General features: G+C 39.5%; 23 protein-coding genes. 21 read left to right on the top strand and 2 right to left on the bottom strand.

The features are described 5' to 3' along the window. The first annotated feature begins 64 nt into the window (after positions 1 to 64). The 21 genes from BN6556_RS04175 (at position 65) to BN6556_RS04085 (ending at position 19,564) form a co-directional block, all read left to right on the top strand. Positions 65 to 1,324, top strand: coding sequence for an argininosuccinate synthase (locus tag BN6556_RS04175; RefSeq protein WP_066187599.1), 1,260 nt, complete (start codon positions 65 to 67; stop codon positions 1,322 to 1,324). Continuing rightward, positions 1,321 to 2,754, top strand: coding sequence for an argininosuccinate lyase (gene argH / locus BN6556_RS04170; RefSeq protein WP_066187596.1), 1,434 nt, complete (start codon positions 1,321 to 1,323; stop codon positions 2,752 to 2,754). The genes BN6556_RS04175 and argH overlap by 4 nt, the downstream gene beginning before the upstream one ends. A 371-nt stretch (positions 2,755 to 3,125) precedes the next feature. After that, positions 3,126 to 4,211 carry a carbamoyl phosphate synthase small subunit gene (locus BN6556_RS04165; RefSeq protein ID WP_066187593.1) on the top strand — a complete coding sequence of 362 codons (1,086 nt, stop codon included), beginning with the start codon at positions 3,126 to 3,128 and terminating at the stop codon, positions 4,209 to 4,211. After that, entirely contained in the window at positions 4,204 to 7,437 is a 3,234-nt protein-coding gene (carB, locus tag BN6556_RS04160) for a carbamoyl-phosphate synthase (glutamine-hydrolyzing) large subunit (RefSeq protein WP_066187591.1), read from the top strand. The genes BN6556_RS04165 and carB overlap by 8 nt, the downstream gene beginning before the upstream one ends. Positions 7,438 to 7,466: 29 nt before the next feature. Further along, entirely contained in the window at positions 7,467 to 8,369 is a 903-nt protein-coding gene (gene argF / locus BN6556_RS04155) for an ornithine carbamoyltransferase (RefSeq protein WP_066188964.1), read from the top strand. A 365-nt stretch (positions 8,370 to 8,734) separates the two neighbouring features. Then, a complete protein-coding gene (murB, locus tag BN6556_RS04150) occupies positions 8,735 to 9,646 on the top strand; it encodes a UDP-N-acetylmuramate dehydrogenase (RefSeq protein ID WP_066187589.1) in 912 nt (303 codons plus the stop codon). A 200-nt stretch (positions 9,647 to 9,846) separates the two neighbouring features. Further along, a complete protein-coding gene (locus tag BN6556_RS04145) occupies positions 9,847 to 10,323 on the top strand; it encodes a GNAT family N-acetyltransferase (RefSeq protein WP_066187586.1) in 477 nt (158 codons plus the stop codon). A 257-nt stretch (positions 10,324 to 10,580) separates the two neighbouring features. Then, positions 10,581 to 10,733 (top strand): hypothetical protein, encoded by a 153-nt coding sequence (locus BN6556_RS22035; protein WP_161485669.1) that lies wholly within the window; start codon positions 10,581 to 10,583, stop codon positions 10,731 to 10,733. A 194-nt stretch (positions 10,734 to 10,927) separates the two neighbouring features. Beyond that, positions 10,928 to 11,344, top strand: a complete 417-nt coding sequence (locus tag BN6556_RS04140) for an MFS transporter (protein ID WP_066187582.1) — start codon at positions 10,928 to 10,930, stop codon at positions 11,342 to 11,344. Positions 11,345 to 11,553: 209 nt separating this feature from the next. After that, positions 11,554 to 12,807 carry an APC family permease gene (locus tag BN6556_RS04135; RefSeq protein WP_066187579.1) on the top strand — a complete coding sequence of 418 codons (1,254 nt, stop codon included), beginning with the start codon at positions 11,554 to 11,556 and terminating at the stop codon, positions 12,805 to 12,807. 8 nt (positions 12,808 to 12,815) lie between these two features. Next, a complete protein-coding gene (locus BN6556_RS04130) occupies positions 12,816 to 13,379 on the top strand; it encodes a bifunctional transcriptional activator/DNA repair enzyme AdaA (protein ID WP_392388588.1) in 564 nt (187 codons plus the stop codon). Between the two features lie 271 nt (positions 13,380 to 13,650). Then, positions 13,651 to 13,914: a hypothetical protein gene (locus BN6556_RS04125; RefSeq protein WP_066187576.1), complete on the top strand. Its 264-nt coding sequence runs from the start codon at positions 13,651 to 13,653 to the stop codon at positions 13,912 to 13,914. A 175-nt stretch (positions 13,915 to 14,089) separates the two neighbouring features. Beyond that, positions 14,090 to 14,233: a hypothetical protein gene (locus BN6556_RS22270; RefSeq protein ID WP_162840588.1), complete on the top strand. Its 144-nt coding sequence runs from the start codon at positions 14,090 to 14,092 to the stop codon at positions 14,231 to 14,233. 88 nt (positions 14,234 to 14,321) lie between these two features. Further along, a complete protein-coding gene (locus tag BN6556_RS04120) occupies positions 14,322 to 14,837 on the top strand; it encodes a ClbS/DfsB family four-helix bundle protein (RefSeq protein WP_148436690.1) in 516 nt (171 codons plus the stop codon). Positions 14,838 to 14,856: 19 nt separating this feature from the next. Next, entirely contained in the window at positions 14,857 to 15,591 is a 735-nt protein-coding gene (locus BN6556_RS04115) for an SDR family NAD(P)-dependent oxidoreductase (RefSeq protein WP_205410311.1), read from the top strand. 29 nt (positions 15,592 to 15,620) lie between these two features. Further along, complete coding sequence (locus BN6556_RS04110) at positions 15,621 to 15,953, top strand: MazG nucleotide pyrophosphohydrolase domain-containing protein (RefSeq protein ID WP_066187571.1); 333 nt, start codon at positions 15,621 to 15,623, stop codon at positions 15,951 to 15,953. A gap of 75 nt (positions 15,954 to 16,028) precedes the next feature. Further along, on the top strand, positions 16,029 to 16,448 hold the full coding sequence (locus BN6556_RS04105; RefSeq protein WP_066187568.1) for a fosfomycin resistance protein FosM2: 420 nt from the start codon (positions 16,029 to 16,031) through the stop codon (positions 16,446 to 16,448). Between the two features lie 155 nt (positions 16,449 to 16,603). After that, positions 16,604 to 16,801, top strand: coding sequence for a hypothetical protein (locus tag BN6556_RS04100; RefSeq protein ID WP_066187566.1), 198 nt, complete (start codon positions 16,604 to 16,606; stop codon positions 16,799 to 16,801). A gap of 51 nt (positions 16,802 to 16,852) precedes the next feature. After that, positions 16,853 to 17,689 (top strand): GNAT family N-acetyltransferase, encoded by an 837-nt coding sequence (locus BN6556_RS04095; protein WP_066187563.1) that lies wholly within the window; start codon positions 16,853 to 16,855, stop codon positions 17,687 to 17,689. A 103-nt stretch (positions 17,690 to 17,792) separates the two neighbouring features. Continuing rightward, positions 17,793 to 18,257, top strand: coding sequence for a GNAT family N-acetyltransferase (locus BN6556_RS04090; protein WP_066187561.1), 465 nt, complete (start codon positions 17,793 to 17,795; stop codon positions 18,255 to 18,257). A gap of 911 nt (positions 18,258 to 19,168) precedes the next feature. After that, the gene (locus BN6556_RS04085) at positions 19,169 to 19,564 is read left to right on the top strand and encodes a hypothetical protein (protein ID WP_066187558.1); all 396 of its coding nucleotides are present in this window, start codon (positions 19,169 to 19,171) and stop codon (positions 19,562 to 19,564) included. Positions 19,565 to 20,176: 612 nt separating this feature from the next. Here BN6556_RS04085 and BN6556_RS04080 read toward each other — a convergent pair. Both BN6556_RS04080 and BN6556_RS04075 read right to left on the bottom strand, forming a co-directional pair. After that, on the bottom strand, positions 20,177 to 21,034 hold the full coding sequence (locus tag BN6556_RS04080; RefSeq protein ID WP_066187555.1) for a hypothetical protein: 858 nt from the start codon (positions 21,032 to 21,034) through the stop codon (positions 20,177 to 20,179). Between the two features lie 30 nt (positions 21,035 to 21,064). Continuing rightward, the gene (locus BN6556_RS04075; protein ID WP_066187551.1) at positions 21,065 to 21,943 is read right to left on the bottom strand and encodes a hypothetical protein; all 879 of its coding nucleotides are present in this window, start codon (positions 21,941 to 21,943) and stop codon (positions 21,065 to 21,067) included. Between the last annotated feature and the right edge of the window lie 220 nt (positions 21,944 to 22,163).

Below are 22,163 nucleotides of genomic sequence, written 5' to 3'. Positions count from 1 at the left end.
TAGTGCATAATAATACATAATTACTAAAACGACTTATCGATGGATATGAAGGAGAGATTATTTCATGGCAAAAGAAAAAATAGTATTGGCGTATTCTGGGGGACTGGATACATCCGTAGCGATAAAATATTTACAAGATAAATATAATTATGATGTCATTGCAGTTGGCCTGGACGTTGGTGAAGGTAAAGATTTGGAGTTTGTCAAAAACAAAGCGATTGATGTCGGAGCGATAAAATCCTATTCGGTAGATGCGAAACAGCTTTTCGCCGAAGATTTTGTTCTGCCTGCTTTAAAAGCGAATGTAATGTATGAAAATAAATATCCGTTAGTATCAGCCTTATCCCGTCCGTTGATTGCCAAGGTATTAGTGGATATTGCAGAGAAAGAAGGTGCCGTAGCCGTTGCGCATGGTTGTACTGGAAAAGGTAATGACCAGGTGCGTTTTGATGTGGCCTTCCATTCTTTAAATCCAGAATTAATGATTGTGGCACCAGTGCGTGAATGGAAGATGACAAGAGATGAAGAGATCAACTATGCCAAAGAGCATGGCATTCCGATCCCGATTGATTTGGACAGCCCGTATAGTGTGGACCAGAACCTTTGGGGACGTGCTAATGAATGTGGCATACTAGAAGATCCATGGGCAGAGGCACCAGAGGATGCTTTTGAATTGACGGTATCTCCTCTTGAGGCACCTGACGAGCCAGAAACGATTGAAATTGAGTTTCAACAAGGTAAACCAGTTGCACTAAATGGTCAAACTTATCCATTACATGAGTTAATCTTGAAGTTAAATGATATTGCTGGTAAGCACGGTGTTGGCCGAATTGACCATGTTGAAAATCGTTTGGTTGGTATTAAATCACGTGAAATCTATGAGGCCCCTGCTGCGATCACCTTAATTAAGGCACATCAGGAGATTGAATCGATCACCTTGCCAAGAGAGGTAACGAAATTCAAGCCAGTCGTAGAGCAGCAATTAGAACAAGCGATTTATGACGGTCTATGGTTTACGCAATTAACAGACGCTTTAAAAGCATTTATTGAAGAAACACAGACATATGTCAATGGTGTAGCCAAGGTACAGTTATATAAAGGACAGGCTTTTGTGACAGGACGTAAATCAGATAATTCCTTATATGATCTAGAACTGGCAACATACAGCCATGGTGATCAATTTGACCATGAAGCGGCCTTAGGATTTATCAAATTATGGGGCTTACCAACGAAAATGCATTCCACGGTTAACAATGTACACGCCGATAAGGCAAAGATTATGGAAAAAACAAAAATTGATATGAAGGAATCTGTGAAGCAATGAAATTATGGGGCGGACGTTTTACCAAACCAACCAATGAATTAGTAGATGAATACACGGCTTCGATCGGCTTTGATCAAAAGTTGGCGCAGTATGATATTCAAGGCAGTTTGGCGCATGTAGAAATGCTGGCAAAATGCGAGATTATCTCACAAGCAGACGCCGAAACGATTAAGCAGGGGCTGGAGAAAGTCGCTAAGAAAATCGAAGCAGGTGAGGCGGAATTAAGCGAGATCAACGAAGATATTCATATGAATGTCGAGAAGCTGTTGACCGATGAAGTCGGTGCTGTTGGTGGTAAATTACACACTGGCAGAAGCCGGAATGACCAAGTGGCCTTAGATATGCGTTTATACTTGCGGGATTCTTTAGTAACACTGGTTGATCTATTGGCTGCCTTACAGCAGGCGCTGTTAAAACAAGCAAATGCCAATCTTGATACGATTCTGCCGGGGTACACACACCTGCAGCGGGCACAGCCTGTCTTGTTCGCCCACCATATGATGGCCTATGTATCGATGTTTGAACGTGATATCGAACGTTTGCGAGACAGTTTTAAGCGAGTGAATCGCTCTCCCCTTGGTGCGGGGGCACTAGCGGGGACTACCTTCCCGATCGACCGTCATTATGTGGCTGACAAGCTCCATTTTGATGGAGTCGTTGAGAACAGCCTGGACGCAGTAAGTGATCGTGACTTTGTCGTGGAATTCTTATCCAATGCTTCCTTAGTCATTATGCACTTATCTCGTCTTAGTGAAGAGTTTGTTCAGTGGTCCAGTGCCGAGTTCAAGTTTATTGAACTAGATGATGCCTTCTGTACGGGAAGCAGTATGATGCCGCAGAAAAAGAATCCGGATGTGGCTGAACTGGTAAGAGGCAAATCAGGCCGTGTCTATGGCAATCTTATCGGTATGCTGACAACACTAAAAGGCCTGCCGATTGCCTATAATAAAGATATGCAGGAAGACAAAGAAGGCATGTTCGATACCTTTGAAACAGTAAAAGGAGCGTTGGCGTTGTTCGCTCCGATGGTGGAAACGATGGATGTAAAGAAAGACAATATGTATGCCGCCGTCGCAGAAGATTTCTCCAATGCTACCGATTTGGCAGACTATTTGGTCAACAAGGACCTGCCATTCCGCGAGGCCCATGCGGTGGTTGGACAAGTCGTCTTGCATTGTATTCAGGAAAATAAGTATCTATTAGATTTAAGTCTAGCCGATTTTAAAGGATTTTCTGACTATATTGAAGAAGATATCTACCACGTATTAGCGCCAGAAACCGTGGTGAACGCTCGTGATATCGTGGGCGGGACCGCCAAGAATCGAGTAGAAGATCAGATCAGCAATGCCGAGCAGCGGCTAAGCGATACCCAGTCGTGGGTCAAGACCTATGAGGAAAAAGTGAACGTGCTGAAAAAAGCTTCTTCTTAAGGAAAAACGATAATTACTAGACAAAAAAGACAGTTCCAGATTAGCGGAGCTGTCTTTTTTCATCAAATAAAATTCCTATCTGTAAAAGATGTGATTTTCTGTACGATAATAATGATTCTTATCATTGTGTTGACCATCCATAAACTCTCCTCTTTCAGATTCCAGAAGATCAAAGAAATGAAGTGAAGCATAAAGGAAGTTTCTACTTTGACAGACTCCACAGTTCAGTAAAATGAAGCTAAAGTTATGTGCAAAGCAAAATTTCTCAAAAAAATTTGCTGAAATAAATGCATAAATATAAATTATATAGTATAATTATAAATATAGAAAAAAAGGGATGTTATTTTGCTAGTTAGGGGAGGAAATAGATCATGCAAACAACAAAAGGTTATCTTGTGTTAAATACAGGGGATGTATTAGAAGGTAAGTGGATCGGATCACCAATACACACCGAGGGTGAATTGGTGTTTAATACAGCGATGACAGGATACCAGGAAGTCATGACAGACCCTTCTTACGCAGGTCAAATCGTTACGATGACCTATCCATTGATCGGGAACTATGGCTGGAATGATATGGATTATGAAAGTATCAAGCCATCTTTAAAGGGGTTCCTTGTATCAACAATCAGTCAGAATCCAGAACATTATGAATCAACCCATACATTAATAAATATGCTGGAAGAATATCAGATTCCAGCCTTAGCAGAGATTGACACCCGGGCGTTAACACGTATTATTCGGGAGCATGGCGAGGTGTATGGTAAGATCACCTCTTATGTAAACGATCAGCCGGCCGTGACGGAAGTTGAATCCAATCTTGTTTCCACCGTATCGATTGCAGAAAAGGTAACGTATCACACGGGATTGCCAGAGGCACCACATGTGGTCGTTATCGATTTTGGCTATAAGCATTCGATCGCCAAGTCATTAGTAAAACTAGGCTGCGACGTAACGGTTGTGCCATACCACACGTCCTTTATTGAGATTCAATCGATCGATCCAGATGGGGTGCTATTATCCAATGGACCTGGTGATCCACAGGCACTTGCTCATCTGTCGTCGAACATTAAACAGATATCGGAAAACTTCCCGACCATGGGGATCTGCCTGGGTCATCAATTGATTGCCCTAGCACATGGTGCGACGACCAAGCGTTTACCATATGGTCATCGAGGAAGTAATCATCCGGTCAAGGATTTGCAGACAGGCAAGGTGATGATGACCTCACAGAATCATGGCTATGTCGTCGATGATACAACCGTGAATATCGAACAATGGGACGTATCCCATATTAATGTGAATGATCAATCCGTGGAAGGATTAAAACATAAAACCAAACCCTTGATGAGTGTTCAATTTCACCCGGAGGCACATCCAGGTCCGATTGACGCCCACCATTTATTCGTCGACTTTATCCAGCAGTACATTACCAAGGGAGAGAAACAGCATGCCTAAGAAAGAAGATATGAGAAAAGTACTTGTAATCGGCTCCGGTCCAATTATCATCGGGCAGGCCGCCGAATTTGATTATGCCGGCACACAGGCATGTTTAGCCTTAAAAGAAGAAGGGGTAGAAGTTATCCTAGTCAACAACAATCCGGCAACGATTATGACGGATGAGAATATTGCCGACAAGGTATACTTAGAACCGCTTACTTGTGAGTCGATTACCAATATTATTGAAAAAGAACGACCGGATGGCATCTTGCCGACATTAGGAGGCCAGACAGGTTTAAATATGGCGATCTCATTAGGCGACGCCGGAGTATTAGAGAAGTATGGCGTCACCTTATTAGGGACCCCGCTGGAAACGATCCAGAAAGGGGAAGACAGAGAAATTTTTAAATCGATGATGAAAGAGATTAACGAACCTATCGCCGAAAGCTTATCTACGTCATCGATGGAGGAAGCTGTCAGCTTTGCTGAGCAAATCGGCTATCCCATTATCGTTCGTCCTGCTTATACACTTGGTGGGGCAGGGGGAGGCATCGCCAATGATGAATCTGAATTACGCACGATTGTAAAAAATGGTTTGCATTACAGCCCGATTGATCAAATCCTGATTGAACAGAGTGTGAAGGGATGGAAGGAAATCGAATATGAAGTCATGCGTGATGACAATGATACTTGCATTATCGTTTGTAATATGGAAAACTTTGATCCAGTCGGTGTACACACCGGTGACAGTATTGTTGTGGCACCATCGCAGACATTGACGGATCGCCAGTATCAAATGTTACGAACCTCATCCGTAAAAGTTATTCAAGAACTTGGTGTGATAGGCGGATGCAACATTCAATTTGCCCTTAATCCAGACAATGATGACTATATTATTATCGAGGTAAACCCGCGAGTGAGCCGTTCGAGTGCCCTAGCGTCGAAAGCAACGGGGTATCCAATTGCCCGTATTGCGGCCAAAGTGGCACTAGGCTATCGCTTGGATGAAGTACTTAATCCGATTACGGGTGACACTTATGCAAGCTTCGAGCCATCGATTGATTATATTGCAGCCAAGATTCCGCGCTGGCCTTTCGATAAATTCACGCAGGCCGATCGTCTCTTAGGAACGCAAATGAAAGCAACCGGTGAGGTGATGGCCTTGGCCCGTAACTTCCCCATGGCAATTAATAAGGCGATCCGCTCCTTAGAGATTGGCCTGGATTCCTTGCATTTACCAGGCATAGAAAAGCTGTCCGATCAAGCATTAGAACGGGCATTAGACCAAGCAACCGACCAGCGTCTGTTTATGGTAGCAGAGGCATTACGAAGAGGAATGAGCGTGGAACAGATCCATACGATTACGCTGATTAATAACTACTTTTTATATGAACTGGCCGCCATGATCGAGAAAGAACAGGCCATCAAGGAAAAACAATGGCAGCATATGACGGCAACAGATATCAAAGAAGCCAAGTCTTTTGGTATTTCTGACCAGACACTGGCAGATCTGCTTCAAGTAAATGTGCAGCAGATCCAGCAGAAGATCAAGGAAGAGCAGCTAGCCCCTTCCTATAAAATGGTGGATACCTGTGCGGCTGAGTTTTCAGCAGAAACCCCTTATTTCTACAGCACATGGAATGAGTATGATGAAGTAGAGCCGCTTAGCGGAGAAAAGCGAATGGTAGTGCTCGGTTCGGGTCCGATTCGGATTGGCCAAGGGGTGGAATTTGATTATTGTTCGGTACACGCAGCAAAATCCTTACAAGGTCAAGGCGTAGATGCCGTCGTGATTAATAACAACCCCGAGACGGTTAGTACCGATTTTAATACGGCAGATCACCTGTATTTTGAACCTTTGACGACAGAAGATGTCTTACATGTGGTGGAAAAAGAACAAGCAGAAGGAGTACTGGTTCAGTTTGGTGGACAAACTGCTATCAATCTGGCAGATGGACTGCAGAAGGCCGGTGTACCGATTGCCGGTACTGCATTATCGGCGATTGAAGCGGTAGAAGATCGTGACCTATTCTATCAATTATTGCAACAATTAAATATACCACATATTCCCGGAGATACGGTTACAGCAGTATCTGAAGCCAAGGCCGTTGCACGGCAAATCGGTTACCCTGTGTTAATGCGCCCTTCCTACGTTATTGGCGGACAAGGAATGGTGATCCTATATCATGAGGAACAGCTAAGCGCCTACTTGGAAGAATTACAATCTAATGCCCAAGGGCAGCGGATTTTTCCATTATTGATTGACCGTTATGTGGAAGGATATGAGGTGGAAATCGATGCCATTTGTGATGGGGAAGATGTTATCATACCAGGTATCTTTGAACATGTAGAAAAAGCCGGCATCCACTCCGGTGACAGTGTCGCTATTTTTCCAGCACCAAACTTGACGGTCAGCCATAAGAAACAAATTGAGCAGTATACGCAGGCTATTTCTAAAGAATTGTCTGTCAAAGGGATTATGAATATTCAATTCGTTTTGAGTGCCGATCGGGAAACGATGTATGTGTTGGAAGTCAATCCACGTGCTTCGCGTACGGTGCCCATCGCCAGTAAGGTGACAGGCGTGCCGATGGTCGATCTCGCTACTCGGGTACAAATGGGCGAAGCCTTAAACGAGCAGGAATGGAAGCTTGGCTTACATGAAGAAGTTCCTTTCTATGCCGTGAAAATGCCGGTATTCTCCTCGAATAAACTACCAGGCTTGGATCCCATCCTTGGACCAGAGATGAAATCAACAGGTGAAGCCATTGGTTTAGGCTCTACAGTAGATCAGGCAATGTCCAAGGCATTTGGTTGGAAAGAAGGCAGTTTGAAGCAAGTTACTAGTGAGGATGTCATTTTCTTATCATTGCAGCAACTGGATGAGAGCCTAGCTGTTCAGTTACAATCGGTCGAAGCGGTATTGGAAACGGATCAAGCTACCTCTGTTTTATTAGCTGAAAAGGGCATCCAGCATCAGGTCATTTCGTTGGCCAGCGCAGAACAGCATTGCCTCGACGAAAGCTATGCCTTGATTGCCGATACCCATCGTAACGGGGAAAGGGATGAGCATATGTTATTACGTGAAGCGGCTTTACGATCAGATACCCTGCATTTCACCGCCAATGATACGTTAACGGCATATCTTACAGCAACAAAGAAAACGTGGGAGACGCCAATTTCCATGCAAATGTATCGGAGCAACAAACCAGATTTGAATAAAAAGGAGCGGATAAAGTCGTGAGTTTTAAAGAACAATTAAAAGGAAAAGATATGCTGACATTGGCCGACTACTCCAAGGCAGAGATTGCTTATTTGTTGGAACTAGCAGCTCAAATAAAGAAAAAACATAAAAACGGAATACCTTATCAGCCACTAAACGGAAAAACATTGGGAATGATCTTTGAAAAGTCCTCGACTCGAACGCGGGTATCGTTTGAGACAGGGATCTATCAACTTGGAGGAATGGGTTTATTCCTGAGCTCCAATGATATTCAGCTTGGCAGGGGGGAGACTATCTCCGACACGGCCAAGATATTATCCGGTTATCTTGACGGAATCATGATCCGTACCTTTTCTCAGCAGGATGTCGAAGATCTAGCCGAAAACGCCACGGTTCCAGTCATTAATGGTCTGACTGATGATTATCATCCATGCCAAGTATTAGCGGATTTACAGACGATTCAAGAAGAGAAGGGTTCTTTAGAAGGTCGTAAGCTTGCTTATATAGGGGATGGCAACAATATGGCCCACTCACTGATGATCGGCTGTGCCAAAATGGGGCTGGATGTCGCCATTGCTGCACCGAAAGACTATCAGCCAAAGTCTGAGATCATCGAGCTGGCTTCTTCTTTCGCTAACGGCAGTGAGGTAATAGTAACCGAAGATGCAACAGAAGCAGTAAAGGATGCCGATGTGATTTATTCGGATGTTTGGGCCAGTATGGGGCAGGAAGCCGAGCAAAAGGAACGAGAAAAGTCTTTTGCTAACTATCAGGTCAATGATGCATTATTTGCCCAGGCAAAAGCAGACGCCATCTTTATGCATTGCTTACCAGCACATCGCGGGGAAGAAGTAACGGCATCGATTATTGATGGTCCGCAATCCGTGGTCTTCCAGGAAGCGGAAAATAGACTTCATGCGCAAAAGGCGTTAATGGTGGCATTAATGAGCTAGATCTCTTAGGAGGTCTAGTTTTTTTATGTCAGATGTGTCATCTTTTTAACATCATTCGATAAGCTAGCAGCAAGTGAAGCAAAGCCGTCATAATTTTTAGCACGCTGACGAAGCATTTCAATCGATTGCTTTTTGGTATGTGGAGGTCTGTTTTTTTATCTTTAACAAGGATGAAATGAAATTTGCAGTTCACAATCGCTTCTTGCTATAATATAGATTAATTGTGACAAAGACCAAGCATGATGATCAAGCATAGGTCATATAATAAATCAATATGCAAAGAAGACGCAAGGGGAGGCGTATATCCTCGCTGTGTCCACTTATATATGTGTTTTTTGCTAGAGAAAACTAAAGGATGGATTACCATGAATAAACAGTTAATTATAAAAGAATTAGAAAAAATAGTACGGGAAGGGCACATCTTGATCGATGAACCTTTAAAGAATCATACCTATACCATGTTAGGCGGGGAAGCCGATTTTTTTGTGATGCCAACAACAGTGGAAGAGGTGCAGGCGGTGATTCGTTATGCTAATCAATCAGCGGTACCCTTCACATTGCTCGGAAACGGCTCCAATGTCATCGTGCGAGATGGTGGTATCCGTGGCATTGTGATGAGTCTGAAGCAATTCAAAGATATATACAGCGAAGGTAATAAAGTAATAGCAGGAAGCGGTGCGCGTATTATTGACGCCTCCCGTTTTGCCTTGGACCAGAGCCTGAGTGGTTTGGAGTTTGCCTGTGGTATTCCAGGTACCGTTGGCGGCGCTTTGTATATGAATGCCGGCGCTTATGGTGGAGAAATCAAAGATTGTTTAGAGAGTGCACTGATCGTTGATGCAGCAGGTGATCTTTATCGTTTGCCGGCGGAATCCTTTGATCTGTCCTATCGCACAAGTAACATTCCAACGAAAAACTACATCGTATTAGAGGCCACCTTTTGTTTAGAGCAAGCCAATTATGATGAAATCAAGGCAGTGATGGACGATCTAACTTATAAAAGAGAGTCGAAACAACCGCTAGAATACCCTTCTTGCGGTAGTGTCTTTAAGCGGCCGCCGGGTTATTTTGCCGGAAAGTTGATTCAAGATAGTGAATTACAGGGAAAAGGGATAGGTGGCGCCGAGGTATCGATGAAACACGCAGGATTTATTGTGAATAAACATAATGCCACGGCAACCGAGTATATTGCCGTGATCGAAATGGTTCAACGTGAAGTAAAAAACAAATTTGGCGTTGAACTAGAGCGGGAAGTTCGGATTCTGGGGGAGGACTGAGTTTTATTAGGTAGAAGATGAAACGAGAAGTAACCCTTTAATTAACCTGGTTTTCTTTGTACGACTTTTTTTTGATACGATACCTTTAACTTTTGGGAAAACGTTTTTCACCGTTTGATAGTGCTGCTTGTTATCAGAGGTTGGAAATGGGTCGAGGATAATCTGCGGCAACAAAAGGACGAATGATTGGAGGGTTGATGATGGATATTAGAAAGGTGAAACGATTGGATTATGATAGATTATCCCCATTAATCAATCAATGGTGGGGTGGACGGCAAATGTCAGAAAAACTGCCGAAATTATTTTTTGACCACTTTACTGATACAAGCTTTATCGTTGAGGAGGATGGGGAAATTATCGGTTTTCTGATTGGTTTCTTATCACAAACGTATGCAAAGGAAGCGTATATCCATTTTGTAGGTATTCACCCGGAGCAGCGCAAACGAGGGATCGGTAAGGAACTTTATCACCGCTTTTTCTCCAAAGTGCAAACTGAAAATAGAACCAAAATACGATGCGTCACTTCTCCCGTCAATAAAACATCGATTGCCTATCATACAAAAATGGGTTTTGCTATCGAACAAGGGAATAAAATCGTAGACGGTATATCGGTGCATGCGAATTATGATGGCGCTGGTCAAGATAGGGTGTTGTTTGTAAAAGAGCTTGTTACGTAGTGATTAGCACAATGATGCAAGTTGGCGTGTGTCTTTGGCGATAACTAATCTAAGAAGGATGGTTTTTCAAGCATGCACCAACATTGAGGGAACAATCATCTGTTGTCCTTGAAGAAAGCGAAAACGAGCCAGCATATTTTGACTATGAAACATTTGAATCGATACGTCATGAAAAAGATCCCCATTTTGATGATTTTTTCATGTATTGGTACCAATTCGTGACTAATCTGCCTAGAAAATAAAAGAGGAGCGATCAAATGAGCGATTATTTCCGCATGATAAAAGATGGAGAGAAACAGCCGCAAGTTACTTCTGATAAGATCGACTGGGAAGTCTTGGCTAAATCCGAAAGAGACTATGAAAAACACCTACAGGAGAGAGAATGCGAGGAAAATAAGACTGGAAAATGATAAGGTTATCATAAAGGAAGTAGAGCACGAAATGGTTGGAAAAATCCACTGCTATATCGTTGACAATTATCCAGTTATCCTATAATTTATAAAGAATAGAACGCACCACGCCTCTTAACAATGCGAACCAGGGTGGGTTATTTTTTAACATCGTTTAGAAAAATATTGCCCCAATTTAATGAAAAGGAGCATACATGTTTAAAAGACTTAACCGCTATCTTATATTTTTATTATTCACATTTTTATTGTTAGGAACACAGACGGGTGTATGGGCAGTTTTGTTAGCAGACTTAGTGGCAGCAATACAAATCAGCGAAAGTCAAATTGGTATAGGCTTGATGATACACTCTTTGATAGGTCTGTTGAGTGCTTATATCGGTGGAAAGATAGCTGATAAAGTTAGCAGAAAAGTGGTCTTGCTGTTTGCATTTTTTGGAGCGGCTGTATTTTATGTCGCGTTAACCTTTATTGATAGTTTCTATCTGTTACTGCTTATTTTTGCGGTAGGTGATATTTTCGTTAGTTTCTACGATCTAATTGCAAATACACTCGGTGGTGATTATGAAAGCGATCACAATCAGCCGATATTAGGGCATTTACCCTGCTTATAGGTTGTGCAATGTTCATCATCTTGTTGTCCTTATTTGTCTACAAGAGAAAGGAACTGCGTGTTGGGTGATCCAATTTTAATACCGAAAAAACCGACTTCCAGAAAACCGCCATGGTTGCTAAAAAAATCGTATACGAAATAACAGAGCAAAAATCCGAATGTGCATTCCATTCTGGATTAGTATGATGCATGTAGAAAAGAGGTGATTACATGCATCAACCATCCATTGGGGTGTTTCAAGGTATTGCTTTATATATGGCGACGGTTTTAGGATCAGGTGTGCTTTTTTTATCAGGAGTTACGGCTTCCATAGCTGGACCAGCCTCCATTGTCGCTTGGCTTATGGTGATCCTTATCAGCTTTCCGCTTGCGTATTCCTTTGCTTGCTTAGCGAGAGAGCATCCAGACGCTGGAGGAGCTGCCACGTTTGTACGCTATGCATTTGGGAAGCATGCAGGAAATATGGTAGGCTGGTTTTATTTTGTTACGGCAGCAGTTGGACAAACGATCGTTGCCTTAACCGGTGCCTATTATTTGGGCAATGCTCTGAATTTTTCTTCGCTACACATAACTTTATCTGCGGTGTTGATACTGGTTATTGCCGGCAGCACTAATTATTTTGGTATTCAAGTAAGTGGCAAACTAGCATTATGGTTAAGTGGATGTTTATTTCTTTTGTTAATAACAGCGATTGTATTGGCTCTCCCCCATATCAGCTGGCAGTCATTCAGTCCTTTTTTGCCTCATGGAATTGGTTCAGTAGGGGCTAGTATAACTGTTATTTTTTGGGCATTTTTTGGTTGGGAGGCCATTTGTAATCTTGCCAATCATTTTAAACAACCGAAACAAAATATCGTAAGAAGTACGATGTATAGTGTCATCATCATCGGTGTCCTTTTTCTTGCTCTTAGCTTTATTACTATTGGAACGGGAACGTATGGTGAGGAGGAGAGTGATCTATCTCCAATCGCGATAATGATAAATGACGCACTGGGGTTAAACGCCCAATTGCTTACTGGTATTCTTGCTTTCATCATTTGCACAGGAACAGCGAATGCATTTGTTGCAAGCCTGACCCAGCTTGGTTATTCCCTAAGCAGAGACGGTGCCTTTCCTGCTTATTTTTCTAAACGGCATCCAACTATCCATCTATCTAGACCTATGGTTTGCTTTGTTGTGATGTTTGCTGGTGCTGGAGTTTTGATGACAAGTGCTCTTTCACTTTCGTTTAACGATGTCTTATTTATTCCTACATCTTTAGGAATAATCGTGTATATTCTATCAATGGCTGCGGGTGTTAAACTGTTTAAAAAAGGAACATGGCCATGGTGGTGTTCACTAACTGCCTTTGTTTTATGTATGCTGGTTTTTCCGTTCTTTCAATCCTATATCATGGTTCCTTTCATCGTAATGTTCATCTATATCGCTTATATGTTTTATAAGAAAAACAGAGACAGGAGGTGAACAAGTTGGTGTTCCCTACCACATTTTCTTTTAACGAGATGGTCAAAATCGCTAATAACTGTGACGATGCCTATGATGGTCTATTTTTCTACGCAGTGAAAACAACAGGAATCTTTTGTCGTCCGTCTTGTAAATCCAGAAGTCCTAAAACAGAAAATATCACCTTTTTTCAAACGGTGGAGGAGGCAAAAAAAGCAGGTTTCCGTCCTTGCAAAAAATGTCAGCCGGATAAGATACATTTTAATCCCATGATGGATATCGTTCATGACGCAGAGAGATATATTCTAGGACACTACACAGAAAATCTTACTTGGAAACAAATAGCGCAAAACATCGGCATAAGCCCCTATCATCTAGGACGGATCTTCAAAAAACAGACAGCCAGAACGCTACGTGTTTACCTAGAGAATATTCGTGTGAATAAGGCCGTTCATCTGTTGAGAAACACAAATTTATCCCTTAGTGATATTTGTTATGAAGTAGGATTTCAAAGTTACTCCAGTTTTTATCATGCGTTTCAAAAACAGACACAGTATGCACCGCAGCAATATAGAAAGCAAATAGATAAGTGAAATGGTTTGCCGTTGCTGACGGATTAAGTATGGTGAATAGTATTGTATTAAATGGTAAAGCGAAAGAAAATAAAGAAGCGAAATAACCCTTTTTACATAAAGGTTAATAAGGCCGTAGCATAAACCATTAATCAAATAAATGTTTTCATGCCCAACTGTCCAATGGTTTGTCAGTTGGGTTTGTTTTAGCCATCTTGCCATCAACTAAAAGTAAGGGTTGAGTGATCATAAATAAGGGATTAGAATGTAAATAAGGAGGTAAGCAACTAATATGAAAAAATTCATTAACCTATCCATGTCATCATTCTTTATTTCCCTTATCCTTTTGTCCGTTTGGTTAGATCGAGAAACACTTACAATCGATACGAATGGGTTATCTTCCCTATCAACGATGTCTTACTCCAGTTATTTCTATATGCTATTACAATATTCTATTGGCATCACGATCCTTGTCGTAATGATTCGTTTCCTATTAAGTTGGATAAAAAAGAAGGGTAAAGAAGATAATAAACATCCACTTAGAACTTATCACTAACATGATGGAGCACTTAAGTAATGTTGTGTAGAACCCTTTTTACAATCGCTGAGCAGTGAAAAGAAGGGTTAGTTCTAACAACGTCTACTTTAACATTTGATAAAAAACTTCTCATGCATGAAAAAGCACGCTCTTGTATGCTAAAATAATGATAAAAATAAACGGGAGGATGGTTATGATCAGAATAATCGACAACAGAGGAGAAGATCATGAATGGACACTTATCGTTATCACCATCTTATCCTTACTTACGTTCAAGAAAATAAAAAGATTAGAACGGTACAAACATAAATTAAAAGGTACATTCACGCCATACTAAACGCCAAGGATTAGAAGAACATCAGGTCATCTTCCCTTGGCGTTTCGTATAAGGGAAACGACTACTCAATAGAAAAGGGTGAAGAATGTTGCAAGGATATGAGAATAAACAGGCTTTAATCGATGAAATGACGAAAAGAGCAACCCTATTTATAGATGAATTTGATTCTATTGATGATCATGATAAAGATACGCTTGTAAATGAAGTGGACAGAACACCAGCACAAATGATTGCCTACCAATTGGGGTGGATGAACCTGATTCTGTCTTGGGAAGATGATAACAAAAACGGAAAAGAGGTTATCACGCCGACAAAAGACTATAAATGGAACAAGCTTGGCGGCCTTTATCAGCACTTTTATGATCAATATGCTGATTATTCACTAGAAAAATTAAAAGCTATGTTTCAACGTGATGTGAAGAAAATGATAGACTTGGTAGATAGCTATAAGGATACTGAATTATTTGAACAAGGTGGCAGACAATGGGCTACAACCACGCCGTCTAGCTGGCCGATCTGGAAGTGGGTACATATCAATACCGTTGCACCATTCCAATCGTTTAGGACGAAAATTAGGAAATGGAAAAAGGTCAGAGGGGTATAAATTATTGGGAGTGGTATAGATGGATATGGAAGGAAAAAGTGCGTTTGTTACTGGTGCAAGTTCGGGAATAGGACGAACAGTCGCTATCGAATTGGCAAATCGAGGGGCAAGTGTTCTTATTGCAGATATTGATGAGGAAGGTGGACAAGAAACAGTCTCCATCATAAAGGATAATGGAGGAAAAAGCCAATTTCAACGAACAGATATTACCAATGAACAAGATGTTATCGACTCTATTTCCCTGTGCTATCAACTGTATAATAAAATGGACATTGCTATAAATAATGCCGGTATTTTAATCGGTTCCAAGTTAGCTGATTATCACGAAGCGGATTGGGATAACGTCATCCAGGTTAATTTAAAGGGGACTTGGCTGTGTATGAAGCACGAAATTCAATCGATGAAAAAACAGCAATTTGGTTCCATTGTAAATACATCGTCAATAGCGGGACAAATTGGATTAAATCAACATGCAGCATACGTCGCTAGTAAACATGGGATGATTGGCTTGACTAAGACTGCAGCCATAGAATATGGTGAATATGGTATCCGAGTGAATGCCGTTTGTCCGGGTACGGTACATACTTCTTGGGTTGGCCGGGTAACCAAAAAAATGAATAACAAGCATCCATTAGGCAGGCTAGGTACAACGGGAGAGATAGCAGAAGCCATCATCTGGCTTAGCTCGGATAAAGCGTCTTATGTAACTGGACATTCATTGGTGGTTGACGGAGGGCGAACGGCTGGTGAATAATATAATATCATGCTAAAAGTAGGATTCGTATGAAACAATTAACATTTCATGAGCTACAGAACTATCTATCATTAAAGTATAAAGACGGCCGAACGTCGACTGCATTATTTATGAAACTAGTGGAAGAGGTTGGTGAGGTAGCAGAGGTACTTAATCAATTAGAGGGAAGAAAAGAGAATACTGGGAACGAATCACTAGAAAAAGAATTAGTAGACGTTATACATTATGCAGTAGCTATTGCTAGTATAAATAATATCGATTTAACGGAAGCTATGGTAATAAAGGATAAACAAGCAGCAGTGAAATATAATCAATCGCCAAATTTAGAAGCGTTTTTAACAGTAAAAAATGAAGGCCGTTAAGTAATGAAGTGAATAAAGCAGCATAATCTATTAGAGTTTTTTAGACAATATATTAGATAAAGAGGTGACGCATGGTTGATAAAAGGAATAAACCATTTTCTATTTTCTGTTTCTGATTTGGAGAAATCGATCCAATTTTATCAAGAAGTCTTTGAGGCAAAATTATTGGTCAAAGGGAAAAATACAGCCTATTTTGATTTGAATGGTCTCTGGCTGGCGCTTAATATGGAAAAAGATATCCCTCGGAATGAAATAAAACAGTCCTATACACATATTGCCTTTTCCATAGAAGAAACTGCGTTTGACCGTATGTATGATCAATTAGAGAAATTAGGTGTTAACATCTTAACGGGTCGTCCCAGAGATGAAAAGGATAAAAAGTCCATTTATTTTACCGATCCTGATGGTCATAAGTTTGAATTTCATACCGGCACATTGCAAGATCGATTGAATTATTATAAACAGGAGAAGCCATATATGGATTTTTACATATAAACAGTATGTCGGAATACTATCTAATGGATCTCCACATACTATTTTTGTTCAGCATAAGCAATCATATAAAAAAATACTCTGGTCCATTTTCTATTGGATCTTGTTTTCATTTCATGTAAATAAGATGAAGTGTAATCTTTTAAGGAGAGTTTGACATGAGTGCTACATTCTATAAACGGGCTTTTATCATTGATTTAATCATGATTGGTATTATTCGATTCGCTGAGATAACTTTTTTTGATTTTTCAAATACTGGAAAAATAACGAAGGCGATCTTATATATCATTGCTATTTTTCTTCTGGTAATGTTTGTTTGGAAAAAATCAAAGTCTTCAAAGTCAAATGTTGAATAGCCAATCTTGCTAAAAATAAGGATATCGTATTACCTAAAGGAGATGGCCCTAATGATAACAGAATGGAATAAAGCCGATTTTCATAAATGCAGGAAGCTGCTTCATGAACAATCTCACTTAGAAGCAATGGCCGTTGTGGAGAAAATAAATCCCGGTCGTATTTTTGTCGATGATGTTGATCATCCTGCATCCGGAGTTATTTGGCTGGGGAATAATGATGGGTTTATATTTTTCGGAAGCGAACAAAATGAAGGATTTAACCATCCATTAAACCAGTTTATTGATCATGTAATCATACCAGAAGCAAAAAAGGTTGGATTAAAAGAGTTTGAGGCCATTGGAAATCATCAAAAATGGAATGAAACAATCGAAAGAATTTTTGCACATCGCAAGCTGGGGAGTTGGAATCAAAGGGTTTACTCCTTGCCTCAAGACAGTGATATAACGAGCAATAAGCCTGCCATAGAGCAAGGATATCAAATGGTATCTATCACAGAAAAACTATTGAAAAATACGGATAATGCTGTAACAAACATCGAGTTTTTGCAGGCAAAGATAACAGAATTCTGGTCATCGACGGAAGATTTTTTACGTAATGGAATGGGATATGGTATGGCTTATCAACGTGAGCTAGTTAGTGTGTGCTTCTCTGGTTTTGTCGCTGGTAATATACATTGCATAGATATTGAAACATTAGAGGCACATCAAGGGAAGAAGCTCGCTCAAATACTTGCTCATTGTTTTGTAGAAGAGTGTTTAGAAAATAATAAACTTCCATATTGGGATTGCATGGAAATGAATAAAGCCTCTGTTGCTGTTGCTGAACATATAGGGTTAAGAAATGTATGGAATTATGTGGGGTATGATTTTTCGCTTGAATCAACTTGATAGTACAGTCGCTAAATTTGACAATGGACCGCTAACATCATATAGTGGTGAACACTTCGTTTCATGTAAATGAAAAAATATCTATAGGAGGTGAAAAAAACGAATGATAAGTTTAGCGAAGGAGGCCGATGCTTCGATTGTTCATCAGATAATGAGAAGTGCCTTTTCAGAGTACCAAGATAAAATACCTCCATCGAGCGCTTTAGAAGAAACGGTGCAATCTGTATCAGAATCCATACAAAATGGAGAAAATGTATTCATTGCCTATGATGAGAAAGAGCCTGTTGGTATGGTTCGCTTTAAACAAGAAAAAAATGCATTATATTTTTACCGCTTGTCTGTTGTACCAGAAAAACAAGGCAAAGGAGTTGCAAAAAAACTACTGAAATCCTTGGAAGAAACTGCTTTAAAAAAGAATATAAACGAAATTCAATGCAAGGTTCGCATGGATGTTCAGAAGAATGTAGTGTTATATAGCTCCTTAGGTTACACTATTTTTGATGAAGAAGTGGTACATAAGCCAAATGGAATAAAACTCCATGTGGTTTCCATGAAGAAAGAGCTTTAGTAGGTAAACTTATGGGAATGAGAATATGAGGTAATTAATGATGAGTCCACACGTACGCGCATTAAACCTATCCCAAGACCCAAAACGGGACTTGGGATTTAGAGTCTCTCTATTAACGTTTCCATCATGTCTCGGCGATTTCAGAAATTAAATCTAAAGAAAATCTTTCCTTCCAGATCACTACAACATCCTCTTTTTTGGCTAAGTACGGTTTTACTATTTATAATATTTTAACAGCAAACACTTGTTCTTTTTGATTGGTGATGTTATACTAGGTTCAAGAACTTCATCATTGTTATTCCTCAATCATTCCACAAGGGACGTGTTACAATGACCGTATTACTACTAGTCTGTGAAGCCTCTCTATGTTCAGAAATGATCAACTATTCCAAGCAATAATCCACAAAGTTTTTGAATGAGACCATTATTTTTAGCTGTATTCCGTTTATGCATAATATATTACGTTCATTATACGAAAAGCATAAACGTAAGTCAGTCATTATGAGGAGTGATGCATGATGAAAAGGTAATAACATCTACTATATTGACATCAACTATCCATCATATAACTTCATGTGAAAACAGGAATATTTTAAGCTGCACTGGATGAATGGTATCGTATGAAAGAAGAGCTTTATCATAGTGCAACCACAGTGAAGAACGGGGAAAAGTCCTCACTGATGGAGAGCTTACTTTACCTTTTGCCCATTTTCATTTTGTGTTATGATAGATTAAATAATGCTAAAGGTAGAGAATTTGAGAACTCTTGTTTATCATCAAAATAATGGATTTTACAGGAATAACTTATTATCGGTCAAAAAATAGAAATGTAGATATGAATGGATCTCTTACGATTGATTAAGGTTTGGTTTTAATGGAAAAACCCGAAAAAAATATAGGAGCTGATACGATTGGATGATTTTCAAAAAGTGGTCAAGTTGTTAGGCGATATGAACCAACGTCAGAAAGAAATGCAAAATGATATAACAGATATGAAAAGCGATATGTCCAGAATGAATGGCGACATAACGAATATGAAAAACGACATAACGAATATGAAAAGCGACATGTCCAAAATGAATGGCGACATAACGAATATGAAAAGTGACATATCAGAAATGAAAGAGGAACTTGCTACCGCAAAGCAGGAGAGAGAAGTGATTAGGAAAACCGTTGTTCAAAATGTGGAAAACATCGAAGAATTAAAAACGACTGTAAATGAAATAAAGGACGACCAAAAATCTTTTTTCGAGATTGTAGGCGAACACGAAGTCGCCATTAGAACATTGCGAAGAAAACCAGTTTAATCTTTTTAAGGAAGGGCAGGGGAAATCTGCTCTTTCTTTGTTACAAGCGTCGTTCATAGTGTGATCATTCAACACATTTTTATCAACTGCCACGATTTCGATTTAATGAAATACCCAAATAGATACGCTTCAAAAATAAAAGACCTTTGATGGCACCTCTTTTCTTTTCCCCAAACATCATTTTTTAGCATGTTGGTAACTCTGAATAGCAATATAAACGAGGCACAAAATAAATAAAACAGTATACACCATACGTAATGGAATATGATTATTTTTGTGTGATGAAGCATCTTTTTGTATTTTAAAAGGGTCACTCATTTGTAACCACCATTTTAACCAAAGTGCTAACCTGCTTGCTCATGGTACGCTATTTGTGCAGATGGAGCTCCTAAAGTTTGTTTTTCTTCTTCCGCCAGTAAAAAAACACTACCATGGATACAAACAAGGTCACGGGTGGTGGAAGTATTAATTAAATATATTGGATGAAAGGTAAGGAAGTTTCAAATTAGCGGGTGGCCCAAAACCACTCGGAATAATCATATATTTCCCTTCCTTAGTAAACCATATCTATGTATTATCCGTATCGCTCATTCCGTCCAGCTTTCATAAAAACTACATCTTTTGTTTTTTTACATTGGCATGATCCTTGTCTTTATGTTTTTCCCCGTACCATTCGCTCTTGTCGACTCCAAATTTTATTCTAAACTCTTCAGAGTATTTATTAAGGTAGTAGCTTCGGAGCATGACACGATTTAAATACAGAAATCCTAGGATAGCTAGACAGGCAGATAACGGAACAAAATCGATCAGCCCTCCCATTAAACGGGTTTCCAAGTCTCCTGCTGAAGGAAAAATAACCTTGCCAAGATAATACAGACCACCAGCACCTGCCAATACACTTAGAATACTTTTCCTATTTCTGCTAAAGCCTTCCACGATAGCACTTCTTTTCTTTTTCTCTCCAAATACCATTTCTTTAGCATTCTGGTAACTCCGAATAGAAACATAAACGAGACAGAAGATAAATAAAACAGTGTACACCATACGCAATGGAAAAGAATAAACGATTAATTGTGTAAACTTAAAATATAAGAACATAAACAGGAGTACAAAAACTGTAAAAGAAGTATTATAAATAATATACCCTTTTACATTGTTTTTTTTCCTATAATATAAGCCTCCAAATAAAGTAATTACCATTAATATACTTTGTAAGATTAGGTACCAAATGTTTGATAAAAATGGGACGTACTCATTATTCGTATCAAGCACAATTGTGCCGGTATCCAAATTGCCTCCCATCCATATACTAACTCCATAAAAAGCTGAGAACCCACCCATAAAAAATAGGATAAATATAATAGATTTTCCAAAAGAAAACCTCTCTATCGTATCAATAGAATTTTTTGCAAAGCTCTCACTAACTGTGTCTTCCACCTGTGAGAAAGAGCCTGAGAATATGTTTTTCATATAACCTTTCCTTTCCTCCGTAAAACGTATCTATGTATTATTCGTATCGCTCATTCCGTCTTGATTTTTTACATTGGTATGATCCTTATCTTTATGTTTTTCCCCGTACCATTCGCTCTTATCTACTCCGAATTTTATTCTGAACTCTTCGGCGTATTTATTAAGATAGTAGCTTCTGATTACAACATTATTAAAGTACAGAAATAATAAAATACCACCACATACAAACAACGGCAAGAAATCGATCAACCCTCCCATTAAACGGGTTTCCAAGTCTCCTGCTGCAGGAAAAATAACCTTGCCAAGATAATACAGGCCACCAATACCTGCCAACACACTTAGAATAGTTTTCCTATTTCTACTGAAGCCTTCTACGATGGCACTTCTTTTCTTTTTCTCTCCAAATACCATTTCTTTTGCATTTTGATAACTTCGAATAGAAACATAAACGAGACAGTAGATAAATAAAAGAGTGTACACCATACGCAATGGAAAAGAATATACAGCTAATTGTGTTATTTTAAAAACCAAGAATAGAAATAGAAGTAAAAAAATTGCAAGCAAAGTATTGGAAATAAAAAATGCTTTTACACTATTTTTCCTTCTAAAATATAGAATGTTAACCAAGGTAATTAAAATTACTATCCCTTGTACGATTGGATACCAAATATTTGTTAAGAATGGAATGTACTCGTTATTCAAGTCTAGTGACACGGACGTCCCATCCATATTGTTTCCAAAGTATATACTAAATCCATATACAGCATAGAAGACATCCGTTAAAAAAATGAGTAGAATAATAATTCTTCCAAAAGAAAACTCCTTCATTCCATTAACTATATTTTTTACATAACTTTTACTAACTGTGTCTTCTACTTGACCGAAAGAGCCTGAGAATATATTTCTCATGTAACATTCCCATCCTTTTTTAAACATGTATTGCTTATAGTCATCCAAATGTAGTATAAAAAATCCCCATTTAGTATGTCCAATGATTCGACTAACATCATTTAATAATGATTAATAGCCCTTTTGAGTCACGTAATATAAGGTATCGATCATTTATCTAATCGGCGGAAAAATATGGTGAAAATGTTTAAAGTGAAGCTGATTTTCCAATCTTAATACT

The organism is Gracilibacillus timonensis, from assembly GCF_900086715.1.
GTDB classification, from domain to species: domain Bacteria; phylum Bacillota; class Bacilli; order Bacillales; family Amphibacillaceae; genus Gracilibacillus; species Gracilibacillus timonensis.
The sequence above is the reverse complement of the archived record's forward strand: the minus strand, read 5'-3'. Positions and strand labels throughout refer to the sequence as shown.